The sequence below is a fragment of the Heyndrickxia coagulans 36D1 genome, from assembly GCF_000169195.2.
Lineage (GTDB): Bacteria > Bacillota > Bacilli > Bacillales > Bacillaceae_C > Weizmannia > Weizmannia faecalis.
In genome coordinates this window covers 1,999,587-2,025,859 of sequence record NC_016023.1, presented here as the reverse complement: position 1 = coordinate 2,025,859, position 26,273 = coordinate 1,999,587, and the positions used below count along the sequence as shown (strand labels likewise).

21 protein-coding genes are annotated in these 26,273 nt (G+C 47.6%); 13 read left to right on the top strand and 8 right to left on the bottom strand.

Annotation, left to right across the window (positions count from 1 at the left end):
• Positions 1 to 44: 44 nt before the first annotated feature.
• The 3 genes from BCOA_RS26745 to hsdR all read right to left on the bottom strand — a co-directional run bounded on the left by BCOA_RS26745 (position 45) and on the right by hsdR (position 4,395).
• The gene (locus BCOA_RS26745; protein ID WP_014097133.1) at positions 45 to 629 is read right to left on the bottom strand and encodes a GNAT family N-acetyltransferase; all 585 of its coding nucleotides are present in this window, start codon (positions 627 to 629) and stop codon (positions 45 to 47) included.
• Positions 626 to 1,000, bottom strand: coding sequence for a hypothetical protein (locus BCOA_RS26740; RefSeq protein ID WP_014097132.1), 375 nt, complete (start codon positions 998 to 1,000; stop codon positions 626 to 628). Before BCOA_RS26740 ends, BCOA_RS26745 begins: the two co-directional genes overlap by 4 nt.
• 188 nt (positions 1,001 to 1,188) lie before the next feature.
• The gene (hsdR, locus tag BCOA_RS26735; protein ID WP_014097131.1) at positions 1,189 to 4,395 is read right to left on the bottom strand and encodes a type I restriction-modification system endonuclease; all 3,207 of its coding nucleotides are present in this window, start codon (positions 4,393 to 4,395) and stop codon (positions 1,189 to 1,191) included.
• Positions 4,396 to 4,976: 581 nt separating this feature from the next.
• On the opposite strand from hsdR, the gene BCOA_RS26725 reads away from it, so the two are divergent.
• Positions 4,977 to 6,458 carry an amino acid permease gene (locus tag BCOA_RS26725; RefSeq protein ID WP_014097130.1) on the top strand — a complete coding sequence of 494 codons (1,482 nt, stop codon included), beginning with the start codon at positions 4,977 to 4,979 and terminating at the stop codon, positions 6,456 to 6,458.
• Positions 6,459 to 7,617: 1,159 nt separating this feature from the next.
• Here the strand turns inward: BCOA_RS26725 and BCOA_RS26720 are convergent.
• Genes BCOA_RS26720 through BCOA_RS26705 form a run of 4 tightly spaced genes read right to left on the bottom strand, consistent with a single transcriptional unit; the run spans position 7,618 to position 10,346 of the window.
• On the bottom strand, positions 7,618 to 8,286 hold the full coding sequence (locus BCOA_RS26720) for a TetR/AcrR family transcriptional regulator (RefSeq protein ID WP_014097129.1): 669 nt from the start codon (positions 8,284 to 8,286) through the stop codon (positions 7,618 to 7,620).
• A gap of 13 nt (positions 8,287 to 8,299) precedes the next feature.
• On the bottom strand, positions 8,300 to 9,523 hold the full coding sequence (locus BCOA_RS26715) for an ABC transporter permease (RefSeq protein WP_014097128.1): 1,224 nt from the start codon (positions 9,521 to 9,523) through the stop codon (positions 8,300 to 8,302).
• Positions 9,520 to 9,624 (bottom strand): hypothetical protein, encoded by a 105-nt coding sequence (locus tag BCOA_RS26710; RefSeq protein WP_014097127.1) that lies wholly within the window; start codon positions 9,622 to 9,624, stop codon positions 9,520 to 9,522. The genes BCOA_RS26715 and BCOA_RS26710 overlap by 4 nt, the downstream gene beginning before the upstream one ends.
• Positions 9,621 to 10,346 (bottom strand): ABC transporter ATP-binding protein, encoded by a 726-nt coding sequence (locus BCOA_RS26705; RefSeq protein ID WP_014097126.1) that lies wholly within the window; start codon positions 10,344 to 10,346, stop codon positions 9,621 to 9,623. The genes BCOA_RS26710 and BCOA_RS26705 overlap by 4 nt, the downstream gene beginning before the upstream one ends.
• A 226-nt stretch (positions 10,347 to 10,572) precedes the next feature.
• On the opposite strand from BCOA_RS26705, the gene BCOA_RS26700 reads away from it, so the two are divergent.
• The 11 genes from BCOA_RS26700 to BCOA_RS26645 all read left to right on the top strand — a co-directional run bounded on the left by BCOA_RS26700 (position 10,573) and on the right by BCOA_RS26645 (position 24,151).
• Entirely contained in the window at positions 10,573 to 10,989 is a 417-nt protein-coding gene (locus BCOA_RS26700) for a hemerythrin domain-containing protein (protein ID WP_014097125.1), read from the top strand.
• A gap of 12 nt (positions 10,990 to 11,001) precedes the next feature.
• Positions 11,002 to 11,304, top strand: coding sequence for a hypothetical protein (locus tag BCOA_RS26695; protein WP_014097124.1), 303 nt, complete (start codon positions 11,002 to 11,004; stop codon positions 11,302 to 11,304).
• A gap of 17 nt (positions 11,305 to 11,321) precedes the next feature.
• Positions 11,322 to 11,591 (top strand): hypothetical protein, encoded by a 270-nt coding sequence (locus BCOA_RS26690; RefSeq protein WP_014097123.1) that lies wholly within the window; start codon positions 11,322 to 11,324, stop codon positions 11,589 to 11,591.
• Positions 11,584 to 15,258: a nitrate reductase subunit alpha gene (locus BCOA_RS26685; RefSeq protein ID WP_014097122.1), complete on the top strand. Its 3,675-nt coding sequence runs from the start codon at positions 11,584 to 11,586 to the stop codon at positions 15,256 to 15,258. The genes BCOA_RS26690 and BCOA_RS26685 overlap by 8 nt, the downstream gene beginning before the upstream one ends.
• A complete protein-coding gene (gene narH, locus BCOA_RS26680) occupies positions 15,255 to 16,760 on the top strand; it encodes a nitrate reductase subunit beta (RefSeq protein ID WP_014097121.1) in 1,506 nt (501 codons plus the stop codon). Before BCOA_RS26685 ends, narH begins: the two co-directional genes overlap by 4 nt.
• Complete coding sequence (gene narJ / locus BCOA_RS26675) at positions 16,753 to 17,334, top strand: nitrate reductase molybdenum cofactor assembly chaperone (protein WP_014097120.1); 582 nt, start codon at positions 16,753 to 16,755, stop codon at positions 17,332 to 17,334. The genes narH and narJ overlap by 8 nt, the downstream gene beginning before the upstream one ends.
• A 13-nt stretch (positions 17,335 to 17,347) precedes the next feature.
• Complete coding sequence (gene narI / locus BCOA_RS26670; RefSeq protein WP_014097119.1) at positions 17,348 to 18,046, top strand: respiratory nitrate reductase subunit gamma; 699 nt, start codon at positions 17,348 to 17,350, stop codon at positions 18,044 to 18,046.
• 17 nt (positions 18,047 to 18,063) lie between these two features.
• A complete protein-coding gene (locus tag BCOA_RS26665; protein ID WP_014097118.1) occupies positions 18,064 to 19,215 on the top strand; it encodes a nitrate/nitrite transporter in 1,152 nt (383 codons plus the stop codon).
• A 337-nt stretch (positions 19,216 to 19,552) separates the two neighbouring features.
• Positions 19,553 to 21,250 (top strand): NAD-dependent malic enzyme, encoded by a 1,698-nt coding sequence (locus BCOA_RS26660; protein WP_014097117.1) that lies wholly within the window; start codon positions 19,553 to 19,555, stop codon positions 21,248 to 21,250.
• Between the two features lie 94 nt (positions 21,251 to 21,344).
• Complete coding sequence (locus BCOA_RS26655) at positions 21,345 to 22,772, top strand: anion permease (protein WP_014097116.1); 1,428 nt, start codon at positions 21,345 to 21,347, stop codon at positions 22,770 to 22,772.
• Between the two features lie 485 nt (positions 22,773 to 23,257).
• A complete protein-coding gene (locus tag BCOA_RS26645) occupies positions 23,258 to 24,151 on the top strand; it encodes a fructose bisphosphate aldolase (protein ID WP_014097114.1) in 894 nt (297 codons plus the stop codon).
• 684 nt (positions 24,152 to 24,835) lie between these two features.
• Here BCOA_RS26645 and BCOA_RS26640 read toward each other — a convergent pair.
• Positions 24,836 to 25,315 (bottom strand): hypothetical protein, encoded by a 480-nt coding sequence (locus BCOA_RS26640; protein ID WP_014097113.1) that lies wholly within the window; start codon positions 25,313 to 25,315, stop codon positions 24,836 to 24,838.
• A 200-nt stretch (positions 25,316 to 25,515) separates the two neighbouring features.
• Between BCOA_RS26640 and BCOA_RS26635 the strand changes: the two genes are divergently transcribed.
• Positions 25,516 to 26,040, top strand: coding sequence for a GNAT family N-acetyltransferase (locus tag BCOA_RS26635; RefSeq protein WP_014097112.1), 525 nt, complete (start codon positions 25,516 to 25,518; stop codon positions 26,038 to 26,040).
• Positions 26,041 to 26,273 lie beyond the last annotated feature (233 nt).

The following is a 26,273-nucleotide window of genomic DNA, read 5'->3' as shown; positions in this document are numbered from 1 at the left end:
TCCTGCTTTCTCATTTATCATTTTTCTCACAATAATTGTCACAACTAGCAGTTTGGGATATCATTAACCTTAAAAATCATTAAAGGCAATGTATTTCCACTTTTTTTATTTAATACTTTAAAACCACGATGTTGATAATAGGCAAATGCATTATCAGTTGCTTCCAATATAATCAGCATACATCCCGACAAAGTGGTGACAGCTACTACTGTATCAAACACACAACTCAATAAATAATCGCTGAATTTCATACCTCCAAAGGATTTTCCCTGATATGATTGATGTATAGCAAACTTATGGAGATGGATAGCTGGAAGATCAGTGATTCCTTCTCCTCTATTAATTTCAAATTGTTTGAACTTTAGGCTTTTTTCTTTTTTGTTAGAAATGAAGCAGCTATCGTTAAACAAAGAAAAGAACCCAATCACTTTATTTTCGGTTTCATTTAAAAGGAGGTGGGTTCTTACTAAATTATTTAAATGATTTTTTAATGCTTTTTCTTTTAGATATTCATCAATCTCTTCATGATCCTTTTTCAGCTGTTGTTGGTGTTTCTCATACTTAGGAAATAAACATGTGAAATCTTCAATAACCCGCCGGTCAACTTGTGTTATAGGAACAAGCTTCATACTTTCCCCTTACCACCATGTATTGAATTTTTATTTCGTCTGCCGACATTCCTTTTATTTAAATCCAAAGAAACACCACTGGTATATTTGCCGTTATTATTTATAATCTGCAGGGCGTGACTTTTAAGAGTGTAACTTGGTATTTTCTGCACGCCTTTTCTCCTGACAATTGCAGAGGCTTCTGTGTTGTTCTGAGAATGGCTTCGCCCGAATTGATTTTGCATCATTTGTACTGTTTTTGCTTTTTTCCGAATTTGACTCAAGCGTTTTAGCTCTTCTGATGGTGCACTTGGTTCCAAAACCCATTTGATAAAAGCTTCTTTTTCCTGCCTTGTTTCAAATTCAATTTCTATTGGGGGTTTATTGAACACTGCAATCACCTCCGTAGCATATGTAATTATACATATACAATTGTATATGTATATTATATATGCCCAAACCTCAAAAAGTCCATGTTTCTGTCAAGTTTTTCTCGACAAGCTTTAAATATCGGGTCTTCCAAAATAATTAAACCCAGTTCATCCAACTGCCAAAATCCAAATGGATGAACTGGGTGTATTTATATCACATACAGATTGTCATTAATTGTATCCACAATCCTATCAATTTCATCACCAAATTCGCGTTTCAAAATCTTATACCCGCCTTGGCTGCGGAACGGTTCTTCCCCAAACGCCTCTTCCGGGTTTGGCGCCAGCACCGGAACTTGCAGCAACTGCTTTTCAATCCGCTGCAGCCATTTTTTCTGCCGCGGCGTCCAGTCATGCAGGGCGTACACCTTTTGCATCGCCCGCCTGATCCGGGTTTCATGGTCAATAAGCGATTCGCCTAATGCAGCTTGGCGAATGAAACTGATGATATCGGCCGCAATATCTTCGTTTTTCGTTTGTTTCCAGGCCGTTTGCAAGTGGGATTGTTTAAACCCTTTCGTCTCCAGTATCGTAATTAATTCACGCAAGTCCTGCCTTGTTAAATCTTTCGGGCGCGTGCAAACGAGGTGGAGTGCGGGAATTTCATTGATATTTTCTTTAATAAATTTTACAAATCCATCCAGGTAATCTTCAGGTCGTTCATTCCCTTCACCATAGCCCCGGATGACTGCTGTTACCCGGTCTGCCTGATTGGAAATATAGCGTTTATCTCCACCTGTCCGGTAATTTTCCATGTACTCAAACAAGAGGCTGTTTTGCTTTGCTTCCTGCGGCGTGTAATATTGAATTTCTTTCGCCCAGTCTTCAATATTTTTGCCATTGGACAGCTCTTCAAATTTCTGTTTTGCTTCTTCACTGAGCCTTTGTTTGCGCCGCTGGATTTTTGCGCCCAACTGATCGCGGTAAAATTTGGCTTCTTCTTCCGTTTGCGCGTTCACAAGCGACTTGTACAGCTCGCCAATACTATCATGTTGCTGTTTCACGACTGGCTTCATTTCTGTATAAGGCTGAAGTTTATCGTAAATCCCAACAGCATCATAAATATTAAAATGGCTTTTCCCGATCTCAGGGCAAAGGCGGGTGGCGCGGCCGAGCATTTGATCATACAGAATACGGGATTGAACGCGGCGTAGAAAGACGAGATTCGTAATGGCCGGCACATCCACACCGGTCGTGAGCAGATCAACCGTCACAACAACATTTGGCAGCCTTTCGTTTTTAAAACGTTTAATGGCATCGAGCGGCTTATAAATATACCCCGTAATTTTCATAATGGCATCATCTTCTATCTCATCGCCGCGTTCGGCATATGCCTCTTTCAATAAACGGACAACCAGGTCTGCATGCTGGTCGGTAGCGGCAAAAATCAATGTTTTTTCTTTACCGGACGGATCAATATAATCCGCCAGTTTATTCAGCACCGCCCTGTTAAAAGATTCCGTGATCACTTTTTTGTTAAACTGTTCAACTTCAAAATGAAGGGTATCTTCCATTTTTTCTAATTGAATTTCGCCGTTTTCCGCATCGTACACTTCGACTTCTTCATCTTTCTCAAAAGTGATCCCCGCTTGTGAAAGTTCCGTTTTGAATACATAAGGCGGCTCATGGTCAACCAGATAGCCGTCCAGTACCGCTTCACTGTACGAATATTTAAAGATCGGCATGCCGAAAATTTGCGTCGTATGAAGCGCCGGTGTCGCGGTCAACCCTAAACAGGCCGCATCAAAATAGTCAAGAACGCGCCTGTACTGGCTGACATAATCGTTTTGATCCCTGAACAACAGTTCATCTTCGGACATTTCCCTGTCGCTTGTATAGCCGCGGTGCGCTTCATCTACAATAATAAAATCGTACTGCCCGACGCTCGGAATTTTTTCTTCATTGCTGTAGAACAGCCGGCGCACCATCCCTTGCACCGTTGCGATGTGCACTTTTGTTGCCACTTCCGGTGAAATGTCCCCGATCGACTTCACATCATAAATATCAGAGAATGAATAACCTTCAATCTTAGTATCCTTCAGGGCATCTTCCGTTTGTTTCCCGAGTGAGTTGCGGTCGACTAGAAAAAGAATGCGCCTGCATTTTTTCGATTTAATGAGCCGGTACATGAGGGCAATTGCGGTACGGGTTTTCCCGGTCCCTGTGGCCATGGCGATGAGCATCCTTCTTTTTCCGGCTTTCAGTGCTTCTTCGGCTGCCAGCACTGCTTTTTCCTGATAAGGACGCAATCCGAATTTCGAGATGCTTTCTTCTTCAAGCCGCTGATTGGCATCCTCATCATCCTGGCTCAGTAACATGAGCAAATCATCGGGAGAGTGCCAGCCTTCAAGCGGACGGGCGTGTTCAAGCGGCTTACGGGAATCCCAAAACCAAATGCCCGATTCCTCTTGAAGCTGCCTTAAAAAAGGCCTGCCGTTGGTTGCGTATAGGAAAGGCACCTTATATTCATTTCGCGTTTGTAAAATCTCTTCATTTTCAATTTGACGAACTTGTCTTGCATAAACTTTTGTCTGGCTTTCCAGCGCGCTCGGAATCGTCTTTTTCTTCGCCTTTGCTTCTATGAGCCCTACCAATTTCAAACCGATAAATAAAGCATAATCCGCTCTGCCTTTGCCAACTTTCCATTCCGCAATGGCCATATTCCGGTTCTTTTCAGGCACTGTACCATGTGTATAATGATTCAACAAAGTTGTATCTGCTTCCCAGCCGGCGGCACGCAACTTCTCATCAATAATGGCACGTGTTTCCGCTTCCGTCAGCTCATGGCGGCGCATAAAGGTTACAGCTCTCTTTTTCCGTTCCGTTTTCTCTTCCGCATTTTCTTTAGAAGCTTTTGCTCTAATAGATTCTAACTCGTCTTCAAGCTTTTTCAGCTTCTCTTCGTATTCCTGCTGGAGCTGTTCCGTATCAACTTTCTTCTGCTCTTTCGGCTCTATGTATTCCGGCGCTTGAAAATCCCATTCTCCGTATACTTCCATAAACCAAATGGACAGGCGAAAAGCGAGCCGCAGCAGTGCTTTTGCTTCCTCTGTTGTAAATTTCAGGGCTTCGTGCATGGCCTGGTTTCCCTTGCGACGCAGCGTTTCAAAAATATCCATCAGTTCCGGCTCAATCAAACCTTCTCTGCGCAGCATATGGATACGATCCACTTGGGATGTTCCGTATGCTTCCTTGATATTTTCGGCTGCCAGTACGAACTTGGTCAACGTCTCGGCAAACAACCTCAGCTTCATAATTGTTGTATGTGGATCCTGATAAACATTTTTCTCAGCTGTTTCACCCAAATTTGCAAGAACGTCCCATTTCCCTTTAAAAAATGAAAAGTTACTTTTCACTTTTATCACCGTTTTCTTTTTACTTTGCTTTTATTATACAACAAAATATTCATACGTTGGGTGTGCGGGAAAATGCTGTCATTGGATTGAAAACTGGTGGCTGAACAATCTCCCGCTTTATTTTTGCATAAAAAAGAGGTATTTTGGTTTCAACTGTGCCTAACTTTTGGTGTGCAACATGTTCCTGCATTTCCAAACGCAATGGCATTTTTATTCGCACCCCGGCAGGAATCGGGCCACCGGGGTCTCCTGCTCGCCACCTCTGAGTGCCTCGGAGACGCCACGATCTTCTCCTGTTCGCCACGTCTATGTGTGACCCCCCTTTGACGTTATTTTACGCCCACATGCAAATTGATTTTGCATCCTGAACTGTGGAAAGGCGCCCCCATTTGCGGCATGTAAAGCAGCATCAACAAAAGCGTTCGCACACATGCAAAAAATTTTTGCATATGCAGTGTTTGCTTCACGAAAAATGGTTCCTCACCCTTTGGCATGAAAATTGCAAATAGTCCTGATATGATAATATATACAGATGTATTTTGTAAGCGCTCTTATGAAACGAACGAAGGGGGAAAAGAAAAATGGAATTGGAAAAACAGCAGGACATCCATCTTCCAAAGCAGCAGGGCAGAACACTCCGAAAAGGACTAAAAGCACGCCATTTAACTATGATTTCGATCGGGGGTGCCATCGGAACCGGCCTGTTTCTCGGGAGCGGCGCGGCGATCCATTCGGCGGGACCGGGCGGAGCACTTGTGGCATACGCACTGGTTGGCGCAATGGTGTATTTTGTCATGACAAGCCTCGGGGAAATGTCCGCCTACATGCCGACAAGCGGTGCCTTCAGCACATACGGGACAAAATTCGTCGACCCCGCTTTCGGATTTGCACTCGGCTGGACATACTGGTTCAACTGGGCGATGACGATTGCCGCCGAACTGACTGCTTCAATTATGATCATGAAATTCTGGTTTCCGCACAGCCCGTCACTGTTATGGAGCATGTCCTTTTTTGTACTTATTTTTCTACTTAATTATTTGACTGTTAGAGGTTACGGCGAAGGGGAATACTGGTTTTCTTTCATCAAAGTGGCGGCGATTATTCTTTTTATCGTTGTCGGCTTGTTGATGGTTTTTGGCCTTCTTGGCGGGGAAGCAACCGGCGTAAAAAATTTCACAATAGGGAATGCACCGTTTCCGGGCGGGTTTCTCGGCACTTTTCTCGTCTTTATTGCGGCCGGTTTTTCGTTCCAGGGGACGGAAATTGTCGGGGTTGCCGCCGGGGAAAGTGAAGATCCGGCGAAAAATGTGCCGAAAGCGATTAAAAATGTTTTCTGGAGAATTCTATTGTTCTATGTACTTGCCATCCTTGTCATTGGGCTCCTTGTCCCGTATACAAACAGCAGTCTGAAAAGCGAGAATGTTCTCGTCAGCCCGTTCACGCTTGTATTTAAAAAAGCCGGCCTTTCCTTTGCGGCTTCGATGATGAATGCCGTGATCCTGGCCGCCGTTCTGTCAGCCGGCAATTCCAGCCTGTACGCATCCACGCGCATGCTTTACGCAATGGCAAAAGAAGGACAGGCCCCGCGCATTTTTTCAAAGCTTGACAGGCGCGGCGTCCCGGTACCGGCCATGATTTTAACCGCAGTTGTCGGCATGCTTGCGTTTTTCACTTCCATTTTCGGGGACGGTGTTGTGTATATTTGGCTTATGAATTCGATCGGTATCACTGGCTTTATTTTCTGGCTCGGCATCTGCGTTAGCCATTACCGGTTCCGCAAAGCTTTTCTCGCGCAAGGGCACTCGCTCAGTGAACTGCCTTACAGAGCGAAATGGTATCCATTCGGGCCGATTTTTGCCATTGCCGTTTGCCTGATTGTGACACTCGCCCAGGACTACCAGGCATTCCTCGCCCCGCATATTAACTGGGGAAATGTCATTGCGGCCTATCTTGGCATCCCGTTCTTTCTTGTATTGTGGTTCGGATACAAAATCGCAAGAAAAACAAAAATCGTGCCGCTTGATGCACACGATTTCCATGCGATTGCAGAACCCAATGAATAAACCGGGCTCTAAAGTCCCAGGCTTAGCAGCTCCGGATGAACATACTTTTATAAATAAGGGAAAAGCTTGCACTTGAAACGCACTCTATATGAAGAAAGGACGTCATTTTTTCATGCTTCCTTCACATAGACGGGCTCTATGTGAAGGAACAACACTTTTTTTGCGCGTTTCCTTAACGTAGACGCACTCTATGTGAAGGAAGGCCTTCGTTTTTCTGTGCTTCCTTAACGTAGACGCCTTCTATGTGAAGGAAAGCATTCATTTTTCCACGCTTCCTTAACATAGACGGGCTCTATGTGAAGGAAGAGCCTCGTTTTATCGTGCTTCCTTAACGTAGACGCCTTCTATGTGAAGAAAGGCCTTCGTTTTTCCGTGCTTTCTTAACGTAGACGCCTCCTATGTGAAGGAAGACCTTCAATTTTCCTCGCTTCCTTAACATAGACGCGCTCTATGTGAAGAAAGGCCTTCGTTTTTCCGTGCTTCCTTAACGTAGTCGCGCCCTATATAAAGAAAGGACGTCATTTTTCTATGCTTCCTTAACATAGACGGGCTCTATGTTAAGGAACAACACTTTTTTTCGTGCTTCCTTAACGTAGACGCGCCCTATATGAAGAAAGGACGTCATTTTTCTATGCTTCCTTAACATAGACAGGCTCTATGTTAAGGAACAACGCATTTTTTTCTCGATTCCTTAACGTAGACGCACTCTATATTAAGGAAGACCTTCATTTTTCCACACTTCCTTAACATAGACGGACTCTATGTGAAGAAAGGCCTCCGTTTTTGCGTGCTTTCTTAACGTAGACGCGCCCTATGTGAAGGAAGGCCTTCAATTTCCCACGCTTCCTTAACCTAGGGCTTGCTGAATAACCAAAATTCCTAGATTTGGAAAAATTTAATGCAAGGTGCAAGGGTTTTAGAAAAATCCAAAGAAAAGCTTGCGCTTGAAAGCTGATTCAATGATAGAGAAGAAAGAATCGCATTTTCAAAGATGGATTCTTCTATATTTTAAGACAGAGCTTGCTGACAAATTGGGTACAAACTCAGAATCGGATTCGTTCAGCAAGCCCTAATTAGACATTTCACCGATCCAGGCATCCAGACCGCAACGTGCGCTTTTATCTGTTCTGCACAAGGGAGCGAACGGTGCACAAGGCATTCAGGGACTGTCCTCCTTTATCTTCCGCACCCCGTCCATCACAAACCGGACAACGGATTCAATCTCAGCCTCTTCATCCTGGGATCCGTTCAGCCCGAAGACAAACTTAAAAATAAATGTGCCGCCGATTGAAAAAAAGATATGCCTTGCCATGGTTTCAGCGGGCTGGTCTGAAAGCTCCCCGCGTTCCTGGAAAGTTCGGATCACCTGCACCAGCCGGGAACCGATATTTTCCGCAAAATACGGTATCAGTTCATGGCGGATTTCTTCATTATAAAAAAACTCTTTTACGATGATTTGGAAAATCTCCCTGTTCTGTTTTAAAAAGAGAAGCCGGTCCCGGAGCAGGTTCCGCAAAAAGTCCTCAAAACCGAGGCCATGGTTTGACAGCAGTTTTTCAAAAAGCTCTTCCGCCATCAAAGGAATCGAATCTTTTAAAAACGGAACGATCAGCGAAACAAGCAAATGGTCTTTCGTGCCGAAGTGCCGGAAAATCGTCCCTTCTGCAACGCCGGCCGCTTTTGCGATTTCGCTTGTCGGCGTATTGCCATACCCTTTCTCTGCAAACAATGCAATGGCCGCCTCCATGATTTTTTGCTTTTTATCCGTGAGCTTCGCGTCCGTCCTTTTTTGCTCCTTCATTGCTTCCAGAAGATTATATTTTGGCAAATTTTCTCCCCCTTTACAGCGCACGGTAACGCCGCAACGCGACAATATTGAGCAGAATAAAAATCACTGCAAAAACAACAAGCGCCGTCAAGTCTTTCCATACATCCCCAAGGCCCATGCCTTCATACATGACCCGCTTTAAGGCATCGGCACCGTAATAAATCGGCATCACTTTTGCAAGCGCCTGCAGCCAGACGGCCATCCCTTTTAACGGAATAATGCCGGAGAAAAAGATCTGCGGCACCACGACAAGCGGAATAAACTGTACCATTTGAAACTCTGAAGCCGCAAAAGACGATAATAAAATCCCGAGAGACAGCGCCACAAGCGCGAGCATCAAATTAACGAGCAGGACATTCCAGAGTGAACCGACAAGCACCATATCCAGCACGTTCACCGCATAAAACACGACAATCACAGTCTGGATGACAGCAAAAATGCCGAAACCCGCCAAATAAGCGGCCACAATTTCGCCCCGCTTGACCGGCGTTGCCATCAGGCGGTCGAGCGTGCCCGATGTCCGCTCTTTCAAAAGCCCAATGCCGGAGATTAAAAATACGAAAAAGAAAACGAAGAAACCCACCAAAATTGGGCTCAGCACATCAAAATATGCCGTATGGCTATTGCCGTATACATATTTTGCTGATACATCCGGTTTGGAAAAAGCCACTTTGACCGGCGCCTGCAACACGCGTTTCGTTCTTTCCGCCTGTTCTTCCAGCTGCTGCACTTTCCCAAAGGCGGGTGACTGTGCGGGAACCTGTTTGATCAAAATATGCTGCGCCTCATTTTGCAAGGCAATGATTTTCTGCACGCCTTGAAGCGTCTTTGCCTGTGCTTTGATTTGTTCGGCCAGCTGCTGCGTGGATTCCGCCGCAATCGCCTGCTTCACTTTCATCTGCAGCGATTTGGCAGTAGACGGATCATTGTTTTGCAAAGTGAGGACATACGCGCCGCCTTTTTTTACAAGCAGCCCGTCAAGATTTCCATTCAGCACGGTTTGCTCCGGATCTTTTACTGTTTCATAGTGTTTGATTTTCATATCCGCTTTATCCAACACTTTTACAAGGCTTGCGTCCACGTGGCTGATCCCGAGTCTCGGGCTGGTTGAGCTGCCGTTAAAGAAAAAGTACATAAGCGTCAAAATCAACAGCGGCGCGAGAAACAACAGCGCCAATGTGCGTTTGTCCCTCAGCATTTCCAACAAAATTCTTTTGATGAGTGCGGCTGTCCTCATTGCCCGTCCCTCCCTGCTTTCAGGAATATCCGGTTTGCATCATCTGTTTGAAGCAGTTCTTTTAATCCGGCCGTATCGAGCAAAAAGCTGGTTCTCTTCATTTTCCGGCCCTCCCCGCTTTCAAAAACACTTCATTCAAGTCGGCTGCTTCATACATTGCTTTCAACTCGCCCGGTGAGCCGTGCGCCAAAATTTTTCCTTCCCGGATCATGGCGACCGTATCGCATTTTTCCGCTTCGTCCATCACATGCGTCGTGACGATCATCGTTTTGCCTTCTTCATTTTTGAGGCGGAGCAGTTCATCCCAGATACTCGCCCTTAATTCCGGGTCAATGCCGACAGTCGGTTCGTCCAGAATGAGCAATTCCGGATCCTGGATAAGCGCAATCGCAAGCGACAGCCGCCGTTTCATCCCGCCGGAATAGGCAGACACTTTTTTATTAAGGTCATCCTGCAAATGGACAAGGCCCGCCGCGTAGGCAATCCGCTCATGCCGTTCCGCTTTCCCCATTTTATAAAGCGATGCGAAAAATTTCAGGTTTTCCTTCCCGGTCAGCTGCATATACAATGCATCTGACTGCGCCATATAGCCGATATGCTGTAAAACTTCAAGGTCCGGCATTTTTTCTCCCAGCACATGGACCGTGCCAGCATCCGTTTTTTCCATCCCGACCATCATTTTGACCAAAGTGGTTTTCCCTGCCCCCGACGGCCCGATCAAACCATAAATCCGGCCCTTCCCGATTTTCAAACGGATATCATTTAACACAGGCTTTTTCCCGAACTGCTTGCTTATATGTTCCATCAGAACCGCAGCTTCCATCCCTGGGCCTCCCTCTTTTTAGAAAAGTGAGTAATGACTCACTTATTATATTGCCATGATGAAAGTTGGCTGTCAATTAAAAAGTGAGTGGTCACTTTCATTTTCCTTTAAACTTGCAAAAATCCGCCCTATTCTCCATTTTTTTGTTTATTATCGGGGTCATTGGGACAATCTTAACATGAGAATATGGGAAACGATTCCACATCCAACATAAAGGAGCGAAAACATGTCAGGACCATCTTTAAGGCGCGCCGACAGCCATTCGTCCATCCATGAAGCGGCTTTAAATGAAGCCCGCGATTTAACGGATTTGCTTGCACAGCTGCTCGGGAAAAAGATGCACGCGGAGGCGCTGAAAACCGCTTTGATTTTGCTTGAACATTGGGAAACAAGGACGCTCGCGCACGCCCAGGCAGAGGAGGAAGGCCTGTACCCGGAACTGCTTGCCGAAAATGAAAACATGAAAGATAAGCTCACCGCCCTTGCCCGCGACCATGATCTGATGCGGAAACTGGCACAGGCAGTGAAAAAGGATTTGCAGCAGGAAAAGCTGGGCCGGCAAACCGTCCGTCAGTTTTATGCATTGATTTGTATCGATGAAATACATAATCACGAAGAAGAAAGCGTACTCCCCCATCATTAAAGAGGTGAAGTCATGAAAAAACAGCAGGAAAAACCGCTGTTTTCCGTCTCCCCGCCACTTTACCATACGTTCATGCAGACATTTGAACTGCATCATATTCATCTGTATGACGCAGATCCGGCGGGCGTCGAAAAGGAAAACGGGATTGAAGTGGTGTTACGCTACGGCGATCGTTTTCAACATGAAACAAGAAAATGCTTCTCCTTCTCCGATATTGAAAACAAAGCGCCGGAAGTGGCGGAATTTTTCAAACAAGCGGCGGAATCATGCAAAGAAGTGCTGATTGCAGATTACTACAAAATGATGAAAAGCTGATAAGGAAAGGTGAAAACATGTTCCAGTTTGAAGACGCAGATTTAATCCAGGACCGCGAAGATTTGATCGCCATCATGCGCATGCGTTTCGGCGATATCCCCCCGGCATTCATTGAAACCATTTATCAATTGGACGATCCGAATACCCTGCAGCGGCTGATTCTGGCGAGCGCCAATGCCCCGGACTTCGAAATTGTGGCAGAAGAACTCCGGGCCGAATCCGGCAGTATCCGGTTAACGGGCGAACGCTTCAATCCATTCGGGAAAGGAAATGACGGCCATGTATAAAGACAACAAGCTGCTTCAGCGGCTGCGACATTTAAAACGCGGAAAACGGATCAACGACGGCTGGACGGAAGAAAGCCCGCGCTCGCGTGATGCAGAAAAATATTACCGCAGGCGTTACGGCTACGACAACATTGTCCGCTCCACGCACGGGATCAACTGCACCGGTTCCTGCAGCTGGCGGATCTACGTGAAAGACGGGATCATCACAGCCGAGACGCAGCACACCGACTATCCGACAACCGGCAGCGACTTCCCGGAATACGAGCCGCGAGGGTGCCCACGGGGAGCGAGTTTTTCCTGGTATACGTACAGCCCGACCCGCGTAAAATTCCCCTATATTCGCCAGGACTTAATCGAACTGTGGCGGGCGGAAAAGGAAAAAGGCCATGACCCTGTCACGGCGTGGGCGAACATTGCCGGAGATGAAGCAAAACGCACCCAGTATGTCAAAGCCAGAGGAAAAGGTGGTTTTGTCCGCACCGATTGGAAAACAGCGTGCGAAATCATCGGTGCTGCCTCGATTTACACGATCAAAACGTACGGTCCCGACCGGATCGCCGGCTTCAGTCCGATCCCGGCGATGTCGATGGTCAGCTATGCGGCCGGCACCCGGTTTTTATCCTTGATCGGCGGTACGATCCTCAGCTTTTACGACTGGTACGCCGACCTCCCGCCCGCTTCCCCGCAAATCTGGGGAGAACAGACGGACGTTCCGGAAAGCGCGGACTGGTATAATGCCAAATACTTTATCATCTGGGGCACAAACCTGCCGCAAACGCGGACGCCGGATGCCCATTTTATGGTGGAATCCCGCTATAATGGGACAAAAATTGTCGGCATCAGCCCGGACTACGCCGAATACGACAAATTTGCGGATATTTGGCTGCCTGCTCGCGCCGGCACGGACGGGGCGCTTGCCCTTGCGATGACGCATGTCATTTTAAAAGAATTTTACATTGACCGCGAAACGCAATATTTTTCCGATTACGCAAAAAAATATACGGATCTCCCCTTTCTCGTTGAAATTGACGAAAAAAACGGGGATGCCCGGTCCGGCCGTTTTCTGCGGGCAACGGATCTCACGGACGGCGAAAAACTCGGCGAATGGAAAACGCTTGTCTGGGACAAGGCGACAAACAGCCCCCAAGTTCCGAACGGCAGCCAGGGCTTCCGCTGGGACGGCAGCAGCAAATGGAATCTCGAGCTGACAAAAGACGACGGCAGTGCCATCGATCCGAAGTTAAGTTTTATCGATGACTATGATGAACCCGTCATGGTTACGTTCCCTTACTTTGCTGATAAAGAAGGCGGCACGATCAAGCGGGCGGTGCCAGCTAAACGGTTAAAGACAAAAGACGGGCAGACGGTGAAGTTTACCACTGTGTTTGATCTTTTCTGCTCGCACCTCGGCGTGGATCGCGGCCTGCCCGGCGATTTCGCGGCGGATTACAATGACGCAAACGCACCATACACCCCGGCCTGGCAGGAAAGCATTACCGGCGTGAAAAAAGCGCACGTCATCCAGGTCGCGCGCGAGTTTGCCGACAATGCCGCCCGCACAAACGGAAAATCAATGATTGCCATGGGCGGCGGGACCAATCACTGGTACCATAGCGACCAAATTTACCGCTGCATTTTAAACCTTGTCATGCTGACGGGATCACAAGGCGTAAACGGCGGCGGCTGGGCCCATTATGTCGGGCAGGAAAAAGTGCGCCCGCTCGAAGGCTGGCAGCAAATCGCCTTTGCCAATGACTGGACAAAACCGCAACGCTTCCAAAACGGTACATCCTTTTTCTACTTTGTAACCGACCAGTACCGGTATGAAGCGCGCATCAACGACAACCAGGAAGGCTGGGGCGGCCGTTTTAAAAACATGCATCCGGCAGACGTCAATGCCCTTGCAGCAAGGCTTGGCTGGCTCCCTTCTTTCCCGCAGTTTACAAAAAATTCGCTTGACCTTGTCAAAGAAGCCCGCGAAAACGGCGCAAAAGACGACCAGGAAGTCATCCAATATGTGGTGGAGCAGTTAAAGCAGGAAAAACTCGAATGGGCAATTGAAAACCCAGATGATCCGTGCAATTTTCCAAGGGTATTTTTCAACTGGCGCTCGAATCTTTTGGGTGACAGTGGAAAAGGCCATGAATATTTCGTCAAACATTTTATTGGCGGTGACGATGCCGTAATGACCGATACGGCCAACTCGTGGCAGCCGGAAACGATTAAAACAGAGGGTGAGCCGCCGCGCGGAAAAGCCGACTTGTTTGTCAGCATGGATTTTCGGATGACCAGTTCCGGCCTGTTTTCGGATATTGTTTTGCCGGCTGCCACATGGTATGAGAAATTTGACCTCTCAAGCACCGATATGCACCCGTTCGTCCACCCGTTTAACGCGGCGATCTCCCCGCCGTGGGAATCGAAAAGCGACTGGGAAGCGTTTAAAGAGATCGGAAGAACATTTTCGGAACTCGCAAAAGAGCATTTGCCGGCGTGCGAAGACCTTGTCATGACGCCGCTCGGCAAAGACACACCGAATGAAATCGGCCAGCCGTTCGGAGAAGTGAAAGACTGGCGCAAAGGCGAAGTCGAAGCGGTGCCGGGAAAAACGATGCCGAACTTCGTCATTGTCGAGCGCGACTACCCGAACGTTTTTCAAAAAATGACCACCCTCGGCCCGAACATTCAAAACGGATACGGCAGCAAAGGCATTCAGATACCCGGTGAAGGCGTTTATAAAGATTTGCTTTCCCGCCTCGGAAAATCGCGGCGGGAAGGGGTTGGAAAAGGGCTCCCGGATTTATCGTCCGACAAGCAGGCGATTGAAGCGATTCTCTTTATGTCCGGCGCCACCAACGGGAAACGGGCAGTCGAAGAATGGAAAGCACTTGAAAAGAAAACAGGGCAAAAACTGGAACACATTGCCAAAGGCCGGGAAGATGAAGACTTCACCCTGCTGGATATTACCGCCCAGCCGCGCCATACGATTTCCGCGCCGGTCTGGAGCGGGCTTGAAAATGATAACCGCCGTTATGCCCCGTTTACAATGAACAAGGAATACAACATCCCGTGGCGGACACTGACAGGAAGGCAAAGCTTTTACCTGGATCATGAAGTCATGCTCGATTTCGGCGAAGGGCTGCCACTGTATTTGCCGCCGCTTCGGCACGGGCCGTATTTAAAAGGCGAAACAGCGGCGCCTGAAAACGGCAAATCGATTACGCTCCGCTACTTGACGCCGCACCAAAAATGGGGCATCCATACGATGTTTACGGATACGACCCAGATGAACCATTTGTTCAGGGGATTCCAGACCGTCTGGATGAATGAGAAAGACGGGCAGTCTATCGGCATTAAAGACAACGACTGGATTGAAGTGTACAACCGGAACGGCGCGATTGCCGCGAGGGTCGTCCTCACTTATCGGATTCCGCAGGGGATGGCATATATGTACCACGCCCAGGACCGGGTATTGGGCGTTCCGGGCACGGCCGTCAGCCAAAAGCGCGGCGGCACCCATAACAGCGTCACACGCATTTCGCTGAAACCGACCCATATGATTGGCGGTTATTCCCAGCTCAGCTACGGTTTTAATTACTACGGCCCGACCGGAAGCCAGCGAGATACCATCGCCATCATCCGGCCGCTAAAGGAGGTAAACTGGCTTTGAGAGTAAAAGCACAAGTCGCAATGGTCATGCACCTTGATAAATGCATCGGCTGCCACACTTGTTCCGTCACTTGCAAAAACATGTGGACAAACCGGCCGGGGATGGAATACATCTGGTTTAACAATGTCGAAACCCGGCCCGGTGCCGGTTACCCGAAACAATGGGAAAACACGGACCGTTTTAAAGGCGGCTGGGTGTACAAAGACGGGAAACTGAAGCTGCGCGCAGGCGGCCCCGTTACGAAATTGGCACAAATTTTTTACAACCCGAACATGGCAAAAATAGATGATTTTTACGAACCATGGACATATGATTATGACCATCTGATCCACAGCCCGAAAAGCAGCCATATTCCTGTCGCAAGGCCGCGCTCGATGATTACCGGAAAACCGATTGACAAGCCCCGGTGGAGTTCAAACTGGGACGATGATCTTGCCGGGGGGAGCGAGACGACAGCGCTTGACCCGAATATGGAAAACTTGCAAAACCATATTACCGGCGAGTATGAAAAAACGTTCATGATGTACTTGCCGCGCATTTGCGAGCATTGCCTTAATCCTTCGTGCGTCGCTTCCTGCCCGACCGGCGCGCTCTACAAACGCGATGAAGACGGGATCGTCCTTGTCGACCATGAAGCATGCCGTGGCTGGCGTTTTTGCATGAACGGCTGCCCGTACCATAAAGTGTATTACAACTGGAACACGCATAAAGCGGAAAAATGCAATTTCTGCTATCCGCGCACCGAAGCCGGCCTGCCGACGATCTGCTCGGAAACATGCGTCGGCCGGATCCGCTACATCGGCGTATTGCTTTACGATGCGGATAAAGTGAAGGAAGCCGCATCGGCCCCGGATCCGAAAGCATTGTACGAATCCCAGCTGTCCGTCTTCCTCGACCCGTTTGACCCGGAAGTGATAGAGGAAGCCCATAAAGCAGGCATAACCGACCCATGGGTGAAAGCCGCGCAGGATTCCCCGGTCTATAAAATGGCGATGAAATGGAAAATTGCGCTTCCGCTCCACCCGGAATACCGGACGCTGCCGATGGTATGGTACGTGCCGCCGCTCAGCCCGATTATGAACCATCTTGAAAATGAAGACGAGTTGTCCACGGACGGCTACATCCCGGCCATTGACCAGATGCGGATCCCGATGGAATACCTTGCTTCGCTGTTAGCGGCAGGCGATACGGCAGTAATCCGGAAAGTGCTGCTGAAAATGGCGGCGATGCGCGTCCATATGCGCGCCAAAACGGTCGGCGGCGTGGATGAACTGAACAAAAGCAAACTGCTTGAAGAAGCCGGCATGACTGCAGAAGAAGTGGAAGATATGGCACGCCTGCTTGCCGTTGCCAAATACAGGGAACGGTTCGTCATCCCGACCGGCCGCCGCGAAATGAACGGTGACCTGTATTACAAGCAAGGCTCCTGCAGCATTGAAGAACTCGCCCCGCCGGAAGGCATGGTTACCTATCCGTTTGAAAGGGGAGCAAGCAATGAATGACCGTGAAAAGCTGATGTTGGCTATTGCTTCACGGATGCTTACCTATCCGACAGAGGCGCTTTATGAGGAAAAAGAGGCGGTCATCGCGGCGGCGAAAGAAACAGACGCGGCACTTGAAAAAGCTGCTGCCGCCCTGTTTTGCCTCCCGCTTTCCGAAATACAGTCTTTGTATGTGTCCACATTCGACCTTCAAGAAAAAAACGGACTGTACTTAACGTACCATGAATTTGGTGACAGCCCGAAACGCGGCGCCGCTTTCATTAAACTGCAGAAAATGATCAACGAGGCCGGTTTTGAGCGCAACGACGGGGAATTGGCCGATTATATGCCAATGCTGTTCGAATTTCTAGCCGTATCGGAGCCGTCACGCGAAACGGAACGCCTGTGCAAAAGGCTCGCCTATGCCGTACAGCGGATTGCCGGCCATTTATCAGAGGAAAGCTTATATATGCCGGTTTTCTCCGTGCTGATGGAACAGATTTTTGAACAACCGAGCAAAGAAGAGATTGAAGCATTGGAACAACAGCGGGAAAAGGCCGATCTTGAAAATCTGCCTTACCCGATCATGTATTAAAGGAGGTACATACATGGCTTCTATCTTTTTATGGGTCATCTTCCCCTATGTAATGGGCACCATCATGATTTTCGGGCTGTTGTACCGGTATGCGTTCCGACAGATCAGCTGGGCGGCGCCTTCTACCGAAATTTTCGAGAAAAAATGGCTCAGCATCGGCTCTCCCCTTTTTCATTGGGGCATTGTCTTTGCCTTTATCGGGCATCTCATGGGTGTCCTTATCCCGAAGCGATTTTATGAAGCCATTGGCGTACGCGATGAGCTTTACCACACGGGCGCCATTATCGGCGGCGGCATTGCCGGGCTGATGGTCGTCGCAGGACTTGTCATTTTACTCATCCGGAGAATCAAATTTGAACGGGTGCGGATCCACGCCACATTCGCCGAATTTTTTTCCATCATTGCCCTGCTTGTGGTCGGGGGCTTGGGCGCTTATATGACGATCGTATACAACACAACCGTGACTGCTTATGAGTACAGGACTACCATTGGCCCATGGTTCCGGAGCTTATTTGTCTTCCGGCCGAAACATGAACTGATGAACGATGTGCCAACGCTTTTTAAGGTGCATGTTATCGCGGCGTTTCTCTTGTTCGCTTCGATCCCGTTTACGCGCCTTGTCCACCTGTTCAGCTTTCCGGCGCGCTATCCGGTACGCGCACCACAGCAATACCGGTCCCGCGCCGGTTACAAGCGTATACCGGAAAAATGAGATGAAAGGATAAGCATATGAAAAAGATTCAACTCCCATTACAGACAATTAGTTTAGTGGCAGCTTTTATGATTTGGGTCATCCTCTCTTCTCTTCTTACCTATATAAAAGGGGACATCCCACTGACACCGGGCGAGACTTCATGGGTGACCTCCATTCCGGTTATTCTCGGATCGCTGTTCCGGGTTCCGGTCGGGTTTTATGCAAACAGGCTCGGAGCAAGGGTGCTGTTTACATTCAGTTTCTTGTTCCTTTTGATTCCGGTGTTTTACCTGAGCATTGCCCAGTCTTTCTGGGGCCTTGTGGTCAGCGGATTTCTAATCGGGGTTGCGGGCGCCACTTTTTCGATCGGTGTCACTTCCCTTCCGAAATATTACCCGAAAGAGCGGCACGGGACGATCAACGGGATTTACGGTATGGGGAATCTCGGCACCGCTGTCACCACCTTCGCCGCGCCGGTCATTGCCAATATGGCGGGATGGCGAACCACTGTCAAGCTTTTCTGCATTCTTTTGATCGTATTTGCTTTGCTGAATTTCTTCTTTGGAGACCGGCATGAGCCAAAAGTCAAAGTTTCGTTTGCGGAAGAGTTTAAAAAAGTGTACCGGGACAGGCGGCTCTGGTTCCTCAGTATTTTTTACTTTATTACATTCGGTTCGTTCGTCGCCTTTACTGTCTACCTGCCAAACTTTTTGGTGTCGAATTTTTCCCTCGCCAAAGTGGATGCCGGCATGCGGACAGCGGGATTTATTTTGCTGGCAACATTGCTACGGCCGCTCGGAGGCTATCTGTCCGATAAATTTAACCCGTATACAGTGCTGGCGTTTACTTTTATAGGACTGACCCTTTCCGGCATCCTGCTTTCCTTCAGTCTCGGGATTACGCTGTTTACGATCGGTTGCCTTGCTGTCGCCTTTTGCGCAGGGGTCGGCAATGGTGCAGTTTTCAAACTCGTTCCGTTTTATTTTTCAAACCAGGCAGGCACGGTAAATGGCATTGTCGCGGCTGCCGGCGGGCTCGGCGGTTTCTTTCCCCCGCTCCTTTTAACATTCGTTTACGGGCTGACCAAAAGCTATGCGATCGGCTTCATGTCCCTTTCGGAAGTTGCGCTTGCTAGCCTTGTGCTCGTGTTCTGGATGAGGTTTACGGAACAGCACCGGGTGTCATAAAGGAGCAGAGATTGATGAAAAAAAGAAAAAGGCAGGTGCATACTGCCGAAAGCGGTTAAACGGAAACGGGCCGGCACATCCATAATGGAAGAAATCAACCCATCTTTGCAGGGGCAGGGAAAAAGCTGAAATACGTTTGAAAGAACACTTGCAAGCTGATCTCGATTTTTGTCTGTACCTGATTAATGGGCAGCTGCGATTCCACCCCGGCAAATGCACTGGGCATGAAGCACTTTTTTAACGATGGAATTCCTGCCGGTCCACTCTCTGCATCATTCAAACGGATCAGATTACTGAAATGATTAGAAGATAGGTGAAGAAAGGATAATTATGATATATGTGGAATTTTCAACTCACAAAAGACGGTAATGTGGAAACAACGGCACGCGGCTATGAAGTTTTAAAATCGGCATTTTTAAATAAAGGCGTTGCTTTTACAAATGAGGAAAGAAAAGCGCTTAACCTCGAAGGACTGCTTCCAACCGGTGTTTTGTCGCTTGAAGAACAGGGAAAACGTGCATATGAACAACTCAGCGGACAACCAACACCCCTTCAGAAGTATATTTATCTGGCATCATTACATAGAAGAAACAGGGTTCTTTTCTTTCATCTGCTGACAAAACACATTAAGGAGCTTCTGCCGATTGTGTATACCCCTACTGTAGGGGAGGCAATCCAGCATTACAGCCATGAATACCGCGAGTCATTGGGAGTTTACTTGTCAATTGACAATCCTGAGGGGATCGAAACAGCTTTCAGAAATTTTGGTGCAAAAGCAGATGAAATTGATCTGATTGTTGCAACAGATGGCGAAAGAATTTTAGGTATAGGGGATTGGGGCGTCGGTGGCATTGATATTGCCAAAGGAAAGCTTACCGTTTACACCGCTGCAGCTGGCATAAACCCCATGCGTGTGATTCCTGTCATTCTGGATACCGGAACGGACCGCGAAGATCTTTTAAAAGATCCGTTTTATATCGGCTGCCGCCATCCGAGGGTACGAGGCGAAACATACGACCGCTTTATTGAAAAGTACGTTCAAACGGCGCACAAGTTATTCCCGGACGCTTTGCTACACTGGGAAGATTTTGCCCAGCCGCATGCTCGCCCGATTCTCGAAAAATACCGCAATGATTACTGTACCTTTAATGATGATATTCAGGGGACAGGTGCAATCTTGCTTGCTGCCGTTTTATCGGCTGTAAAAGCTTCAGGTGTGCCGCTTCTGGAGCACCGGATTATCATTTTTGGCGCAGGAACCGCCGGCATTGGCATCGCTGAACAAATCCGCGATGCAATGGTCAGACAAGGCGCCGATCAGGAAAAAGCCAACCGGCAATTCTGGTGCATTGACCGTCCCGGATTGCTTACGGACCAGACAGAAGGCTTGAAAGATTTTCAAAAACCTTTTGCCCGAGAAGCAAGCGAAGTCAGCGAATGGGCGCGAAATCAGAACGGCGGCATTGACTTTCTCGAAACAGTGCGCCAAGTCCGGCCAACCATTTTAATCGGTTCCTCAACCGTCAGCGGCGCTTTTACAGAAGAAATTGTAAAAGAAATGGCAAAGCATGTGGAAAAACCAGTCATTCTCCCGCTTTCAAACCCGACTTCAAAATCAGAAGCGGTACCGGAAGACTTAATCAAATGGACAGAAGGAAGAGCGCTAGTCGCCACCGGCAGTCCCTTTGAGCCTGTACAGTATAACGGGCAAACCTATGTCATCGGGCAGGCCAACAATTCTTTTATCTTTCCGGGCATCGGACTTGGCGTTATGATTTCAAAAGCGAAGCGGGTCACAGACCATATGCTGGCGAAAGCTGCAGAAGCCGTGGCAGGACAGGTCCATACAGAACAAGCGGGCGCCCCACTCTTGCCACAAGTCGAGGATCTCCGGTCTATTTCACTCGCCGTTGCCTCGGCTGTCGTCCAAGCCGCAATCGATGACGGGATAGCAGGAGTCCGGCCGAAAAATATTGAAAGTGCGGTAAAAGAAGCGATGTGGGAACCCCGGTATCCCGAAATCCAGCCCATTTAATCAGTGAACAGCCGACGCCTTCATTACATCCAAAACATGAAGGCACGCTTTTCTTTCCCTTAGGGTCAATCCTCATCAACAAAGGATGAACAGCATGGAAGCACAACGAAAGAATAGGAAAGAGGTCCATTTGCGCGCATTGTGTATAACGCTGGCTATAGGGGCGGTGATTTGGTTTATTCCCTCCCCTGTAGATTTGCAGGAAAAAGCCTGGCACTTGTTTGCCATTTTTGTGGCAACCATTGTCGGCTTCATTATCAAACCGCTGCCAATGGGTGGTGTTGCCATTCTCTCCATCACAGCCGTTGTGCTGACGGGAACACTGAAACTAGAGGAAGCGTTGAGCGGGTTTCAAAACACGACGATTTGGCTGATCGTGATTGCATTTTTTATTTCACGAGGCTTTATAAAAACGGGGCTCGGCAACAGGATTGCGTATATGTTTGTGAAACTGTTTGGCAGAAAAACGTTAGGATTGTCGTATTCGTTGCTTGTTAGTGATTTGATTTTATCACCGGCCATGCCGAGCAACACAGCCCGCGGAGGCGGCATCATTTTTCCAATTGCCCACTCCCTGTCCAGAACATTTGGCTCAGATCCAGAAAACGGGACAGAGAAAAAGGTCGGATCCTTTTTAATGCAGGTCGCCTTCCAGGGTGTCAACATTACTTCGGCAATGTTCATGACGGCAATGGCGGCGAATCCGTTGGCAGCAACACTCGCGCACAATGCTGGCGTAACAATCACATGGACGGATTGGGCACTTGCTGCGATTGTCCCCGGCCTCGCCAGTTTAATCGTTGTCCCTTATTTTATTTATAAAGTGTATCCTCCGGAAATCAAGGAAACACCGGCAGCATCCGAAATTGCGACGGAAAAATTAAAAGAAATGGGGCCATTAAAAAAATCAGAATGGAGCATGATCATGGTTTTTTTACTGATTTTGGCCCTCTGGATTTTTGGCGGAAAACTCGGCATCGATGCCACCACAACTGCACTGATCGGACTTTCCGTTTTATTGTTAACATCGGTTTTAACGTGGAATGATGTCAAAAAAGAAGAAGGCGCATGGGATACACTGGTATGGTTTGCATCACTTGTCATGATGGCAACCTTTTTGAACAGTTTGGGCATGATCCCATGGTTCAGCCATTTGATGGGCACCGCTGTCCACGGATTGCCTTGGATTTGGGCGCTGATTGCTTTAGCCCTCATCTTCTTTTATTCGCATTACTTCTTTGCCAGCAATACCGCCCACGTTAGCGCCATGTACGCAGCATTTTTAGGCGTAGCGATTGTAGCAGGTGCACCCCCGATGCTGGCCGCCCTGCTTTTAGGATTTATCGGGAACCTGTTCGGCTGCCTTACCCATTACGGCAGCGGACCCGCGCCTGTTTTCTTCGGTTCGGGCTATGTCCCGCAAGATAAATGGTGGCTGCTCGGCTTTAGCGTTTCGGTCATCCATCTGATCATTTGGGGAGTGATCGGGGGGCTTTGGTGGAAAGTGCTGGGGATATGGTAAAAGCCCCGGAACTTTATGCGCTGGGCTTGTCTCCAAGGCACCGGAAACTTCCAATATAACGGGCCGTTCCAGTTTGACAAGGAGCAGCCCTTCCTTTGTATTCGGGGTTTCGCTTTTTATGGTTCATGGTTGATGCAAACAAACACCCATATAACAGTGTATCGAGATGGTTCGTCTACGTCGATGGCGAGATCTTTCGCTTCATGGAAAGCGGTCTTTACGAATCCGTTTTCAAGCATCATAGATTCCTTTAACCCCACCATCCAGGAAAGCAAGCAAAGCACGATAGCCAAATGTGGAAAAAAGAGTGTCTTGAAATACCCGACATCTAAACCCTGTCGAGAAAAATTTGATACATCCATTTTGTCCAATATATTTTTTTCTCCCAATCAGTAGTGTTATGCTTATGCATAGAGGTTTCTTTTTCATGCATTGGGATATGAAGAAAAAGAATCCCTTAAAAAACCTTATAAGGAGAGATCAGGATGAACCAACAGCAGTTCGACAAAGTCAAAAATGGAAAAGGTTTTATTGCGGCGCTCGACCAAAGCGGCGGCAGCACACCGAAAGCATTGGCAAACTACGGCGTGCCGGAAGATGCCTATTCAAACGAAGACGAAATGTTTGATCTTATCCACCAAATGCGGACAAGAATCATCACCTCGCCAGCTTTTGACGGCAAATACATCCTCGGCGCCATTTTATTCGAACAAACGATGGACCGCCAGATTGAAGGCTTGTACACTGCGGAATACCTGGCTGAGAAAAAAGGCGTCGTCCCGTTTTTAAAAGTGGACAAAGGGCTTGCAAATCTTGAAAACGGTGTTCAGCTGATGAAGCCGATCCCGGATCTTGATGCCACACTTCGGCGCGCAAATGAACACCATATTTTTGGGACAAAAATGCGCTCTGTCATTAAGGAAGCCAACCCGGAAGGCATTAAAGCTGTGGTTGACCAGCAGTTTGAATTGGCAAAACAAATCCTCGCGGCAGGCCTCGTTCCGATTATTGAACCGGAAGTAGATATCCATAGTGCAGACAAAGAAAAATGCGAGGAATTGTTGAAGACAGAACTGATCAACCATCTGAACCAATTGTCGGAAAATGATAATGTGATGCTGAAGCTCACCATTCCAACAGTGCCAAACGTCTACAAAGCATTGGTTGAGCACCCGCGCGTTGTCCGCGTTGTTGCCCTTTCCGGCGGCTATTCTCGCGATGAAGCCAATCAAAAACTGAAAGAAAACGACGGCATCATCGCAAGCTTTTCGCGTGCTTTAACCGGAGAACTCAACGCCAAACAGACAGATGAAGAATTCAACGCCGCTTTGGAAAAAGCAGTAAAATCGATCTATGATGCTTCGGTCAATAAAAACTAACAAAAACCAGCAGGGCGCCCGTAGTCCTGCTGGTTTTATTTAAAGGTGCAGAAATGGAACACGACTCTATCTGGCTGCTCTCTAATCTTGAGAAATAGACGGTTGAAAATGTCTAATTAGGACTTGCCGAACAAATCCGATTCTAAGTTTATACCCAATTTGTTAGCAAGGAAGCACGGAAAATTGAGGGCCTTCCTTCACATAGCGCCCGCCTACGTTAAGGAAGCATCGGAAAATGAAGGCCTTCCTTCACATAGAGCACGTCTACGTTAAGAAAGCACGGAAAATTGACGGCCTTTCTTCACATAGGGACCGGCTACGTTAAGGAAGCGCGGAAAATTGAGGGCCTTTCTTCACATAGAGTACGTCTACGTTAAGGAAGCATGGAAAAATGAAGGCCTTTCTTCACATAGGGCACGGCTATGTTAAGAAAGCACGCAAATACAAAGCCCTTCCTTCACATAGAGACCAGCTATGTCTCAAAATATAGAAGAATCCATCTTCGAAAAGGCGATTCTGTCTTCTCTATACGTTGAATCATCTTTCAAGTGCAAGCTTTTCCCTCGATTTTTTATAAAACCCTTGCATTTAAATTTTTGCCAAAGCTGTCAGCATCCTTTCGAAATCTAGGAATTTTACTTATTCAGCAAGCCCTAATAGGCATTCCAATTAGAAGACCGCCCTTTAAGCCGGCACTTCCCACTTTTTTCTCCACTTTTCATATAACCACTGCACCCCATACAACAAGTAAGCCTTATAGTGCAAGTAAATAAAAAATTGGATGTGGTTCAGCTGGTTAAGAGTAACGATACGCAACTTTTTTAATACTTCAATAAATAAAAAAGCAAAAAATCCATCGGCAATAATGTTCAACAGGATAAATTTTTTAAAGTTACCGTACGAATTTTTTAAAATCCACATTGACAACGGCATAAACGGGCCCATGCTGAAAGGCAGCTCGCCCTTTAGAAAGGGCACTTTTTTCTCGTAAAACCTCCACCACTTCCGCATATGTCCCACTAATTGATTCGAAATGGCAAACACGACAATAAAAGCACCCGCTACAGCATAGCGTTTCACATTGCGTTTTCCCAGAAATAGCAAGGACAGCCACGGAACCACCAAAATCACCAAGTTTAAAACCAAGTGCCGTTTTGTAATCATAAACTGGTTCACTCCAAATTGGTTTTGTTCATTAACATGCCCAATTTAGATGAAAAAAACCGCTGTATTTTCCGGCGGCGGCTCCTGAGGCACGCTTTCCATGAAAAACAGCAAAACCAACCGAGCTTTTCTGTTTTTATTTTGTTTTTCCATTATACTTAATTTGCAACATCGTTTTTTTCTGCAAACGGGAGGATCACATGGATAAAAAAATTTCAGTAGAAAGAAAAGCGTTTTTAACGGGAGAAGAACTGGGCGGTCTTAGCGATTTGTTAACCCGTGTTGTGGAAAGCGGAGCGTCAGTCGGATTTCTGCCGCCGCTTCCGCTCTCTGCTGCCTCGGCTTATTGGAAAAATTTAATTTGTGACGACACGATTCTTTTTATTGCAAAAGCAGGAGACAAAATTGCCGGTACTGTCCAACTCCAGCTTTGCCCAAAACAAAACGGGCTCCACAGGGCAGAAATTGCAAAATTGATGACACATCCCCTTTACCAGCGAAGAGGGATCGGGCGACTGTTAATGAAAGAAGCGGAACAATGGGCAAAAATACATCAAAGAACATTACTTGTGCTGGATACACGGGAAGGCGACGTCTCCAACCGTCTCTATCAATCGCTCGGTTACACCGAGGCCGGGAGAATTCCGAATTATGCCCGCTCCCAACACGGCGGTCTGGATACAACGGTTCTATATTACAAATGGCTTTCGGATCCCCATGCTTAAAAAAGGGAGCTGGGATGATTTCTTCATTACTGAAAACATCAGGATACGTAAAAGGCAAACCTTTCATTTTTTTCCAAAAGAGTTGGGGCTGCGGCTTATCCAGATTGCAGCAGTCATTCCGGTAGGTAACATTTTTGGGGAAGAGCAAAAGAGTTTTTGATGCCGGTTATTTTCCCGGATTGCCTTGATCCTGGCAAACAAGAGAGTTTACAAAGAGCTTGCACTCGGCCGTC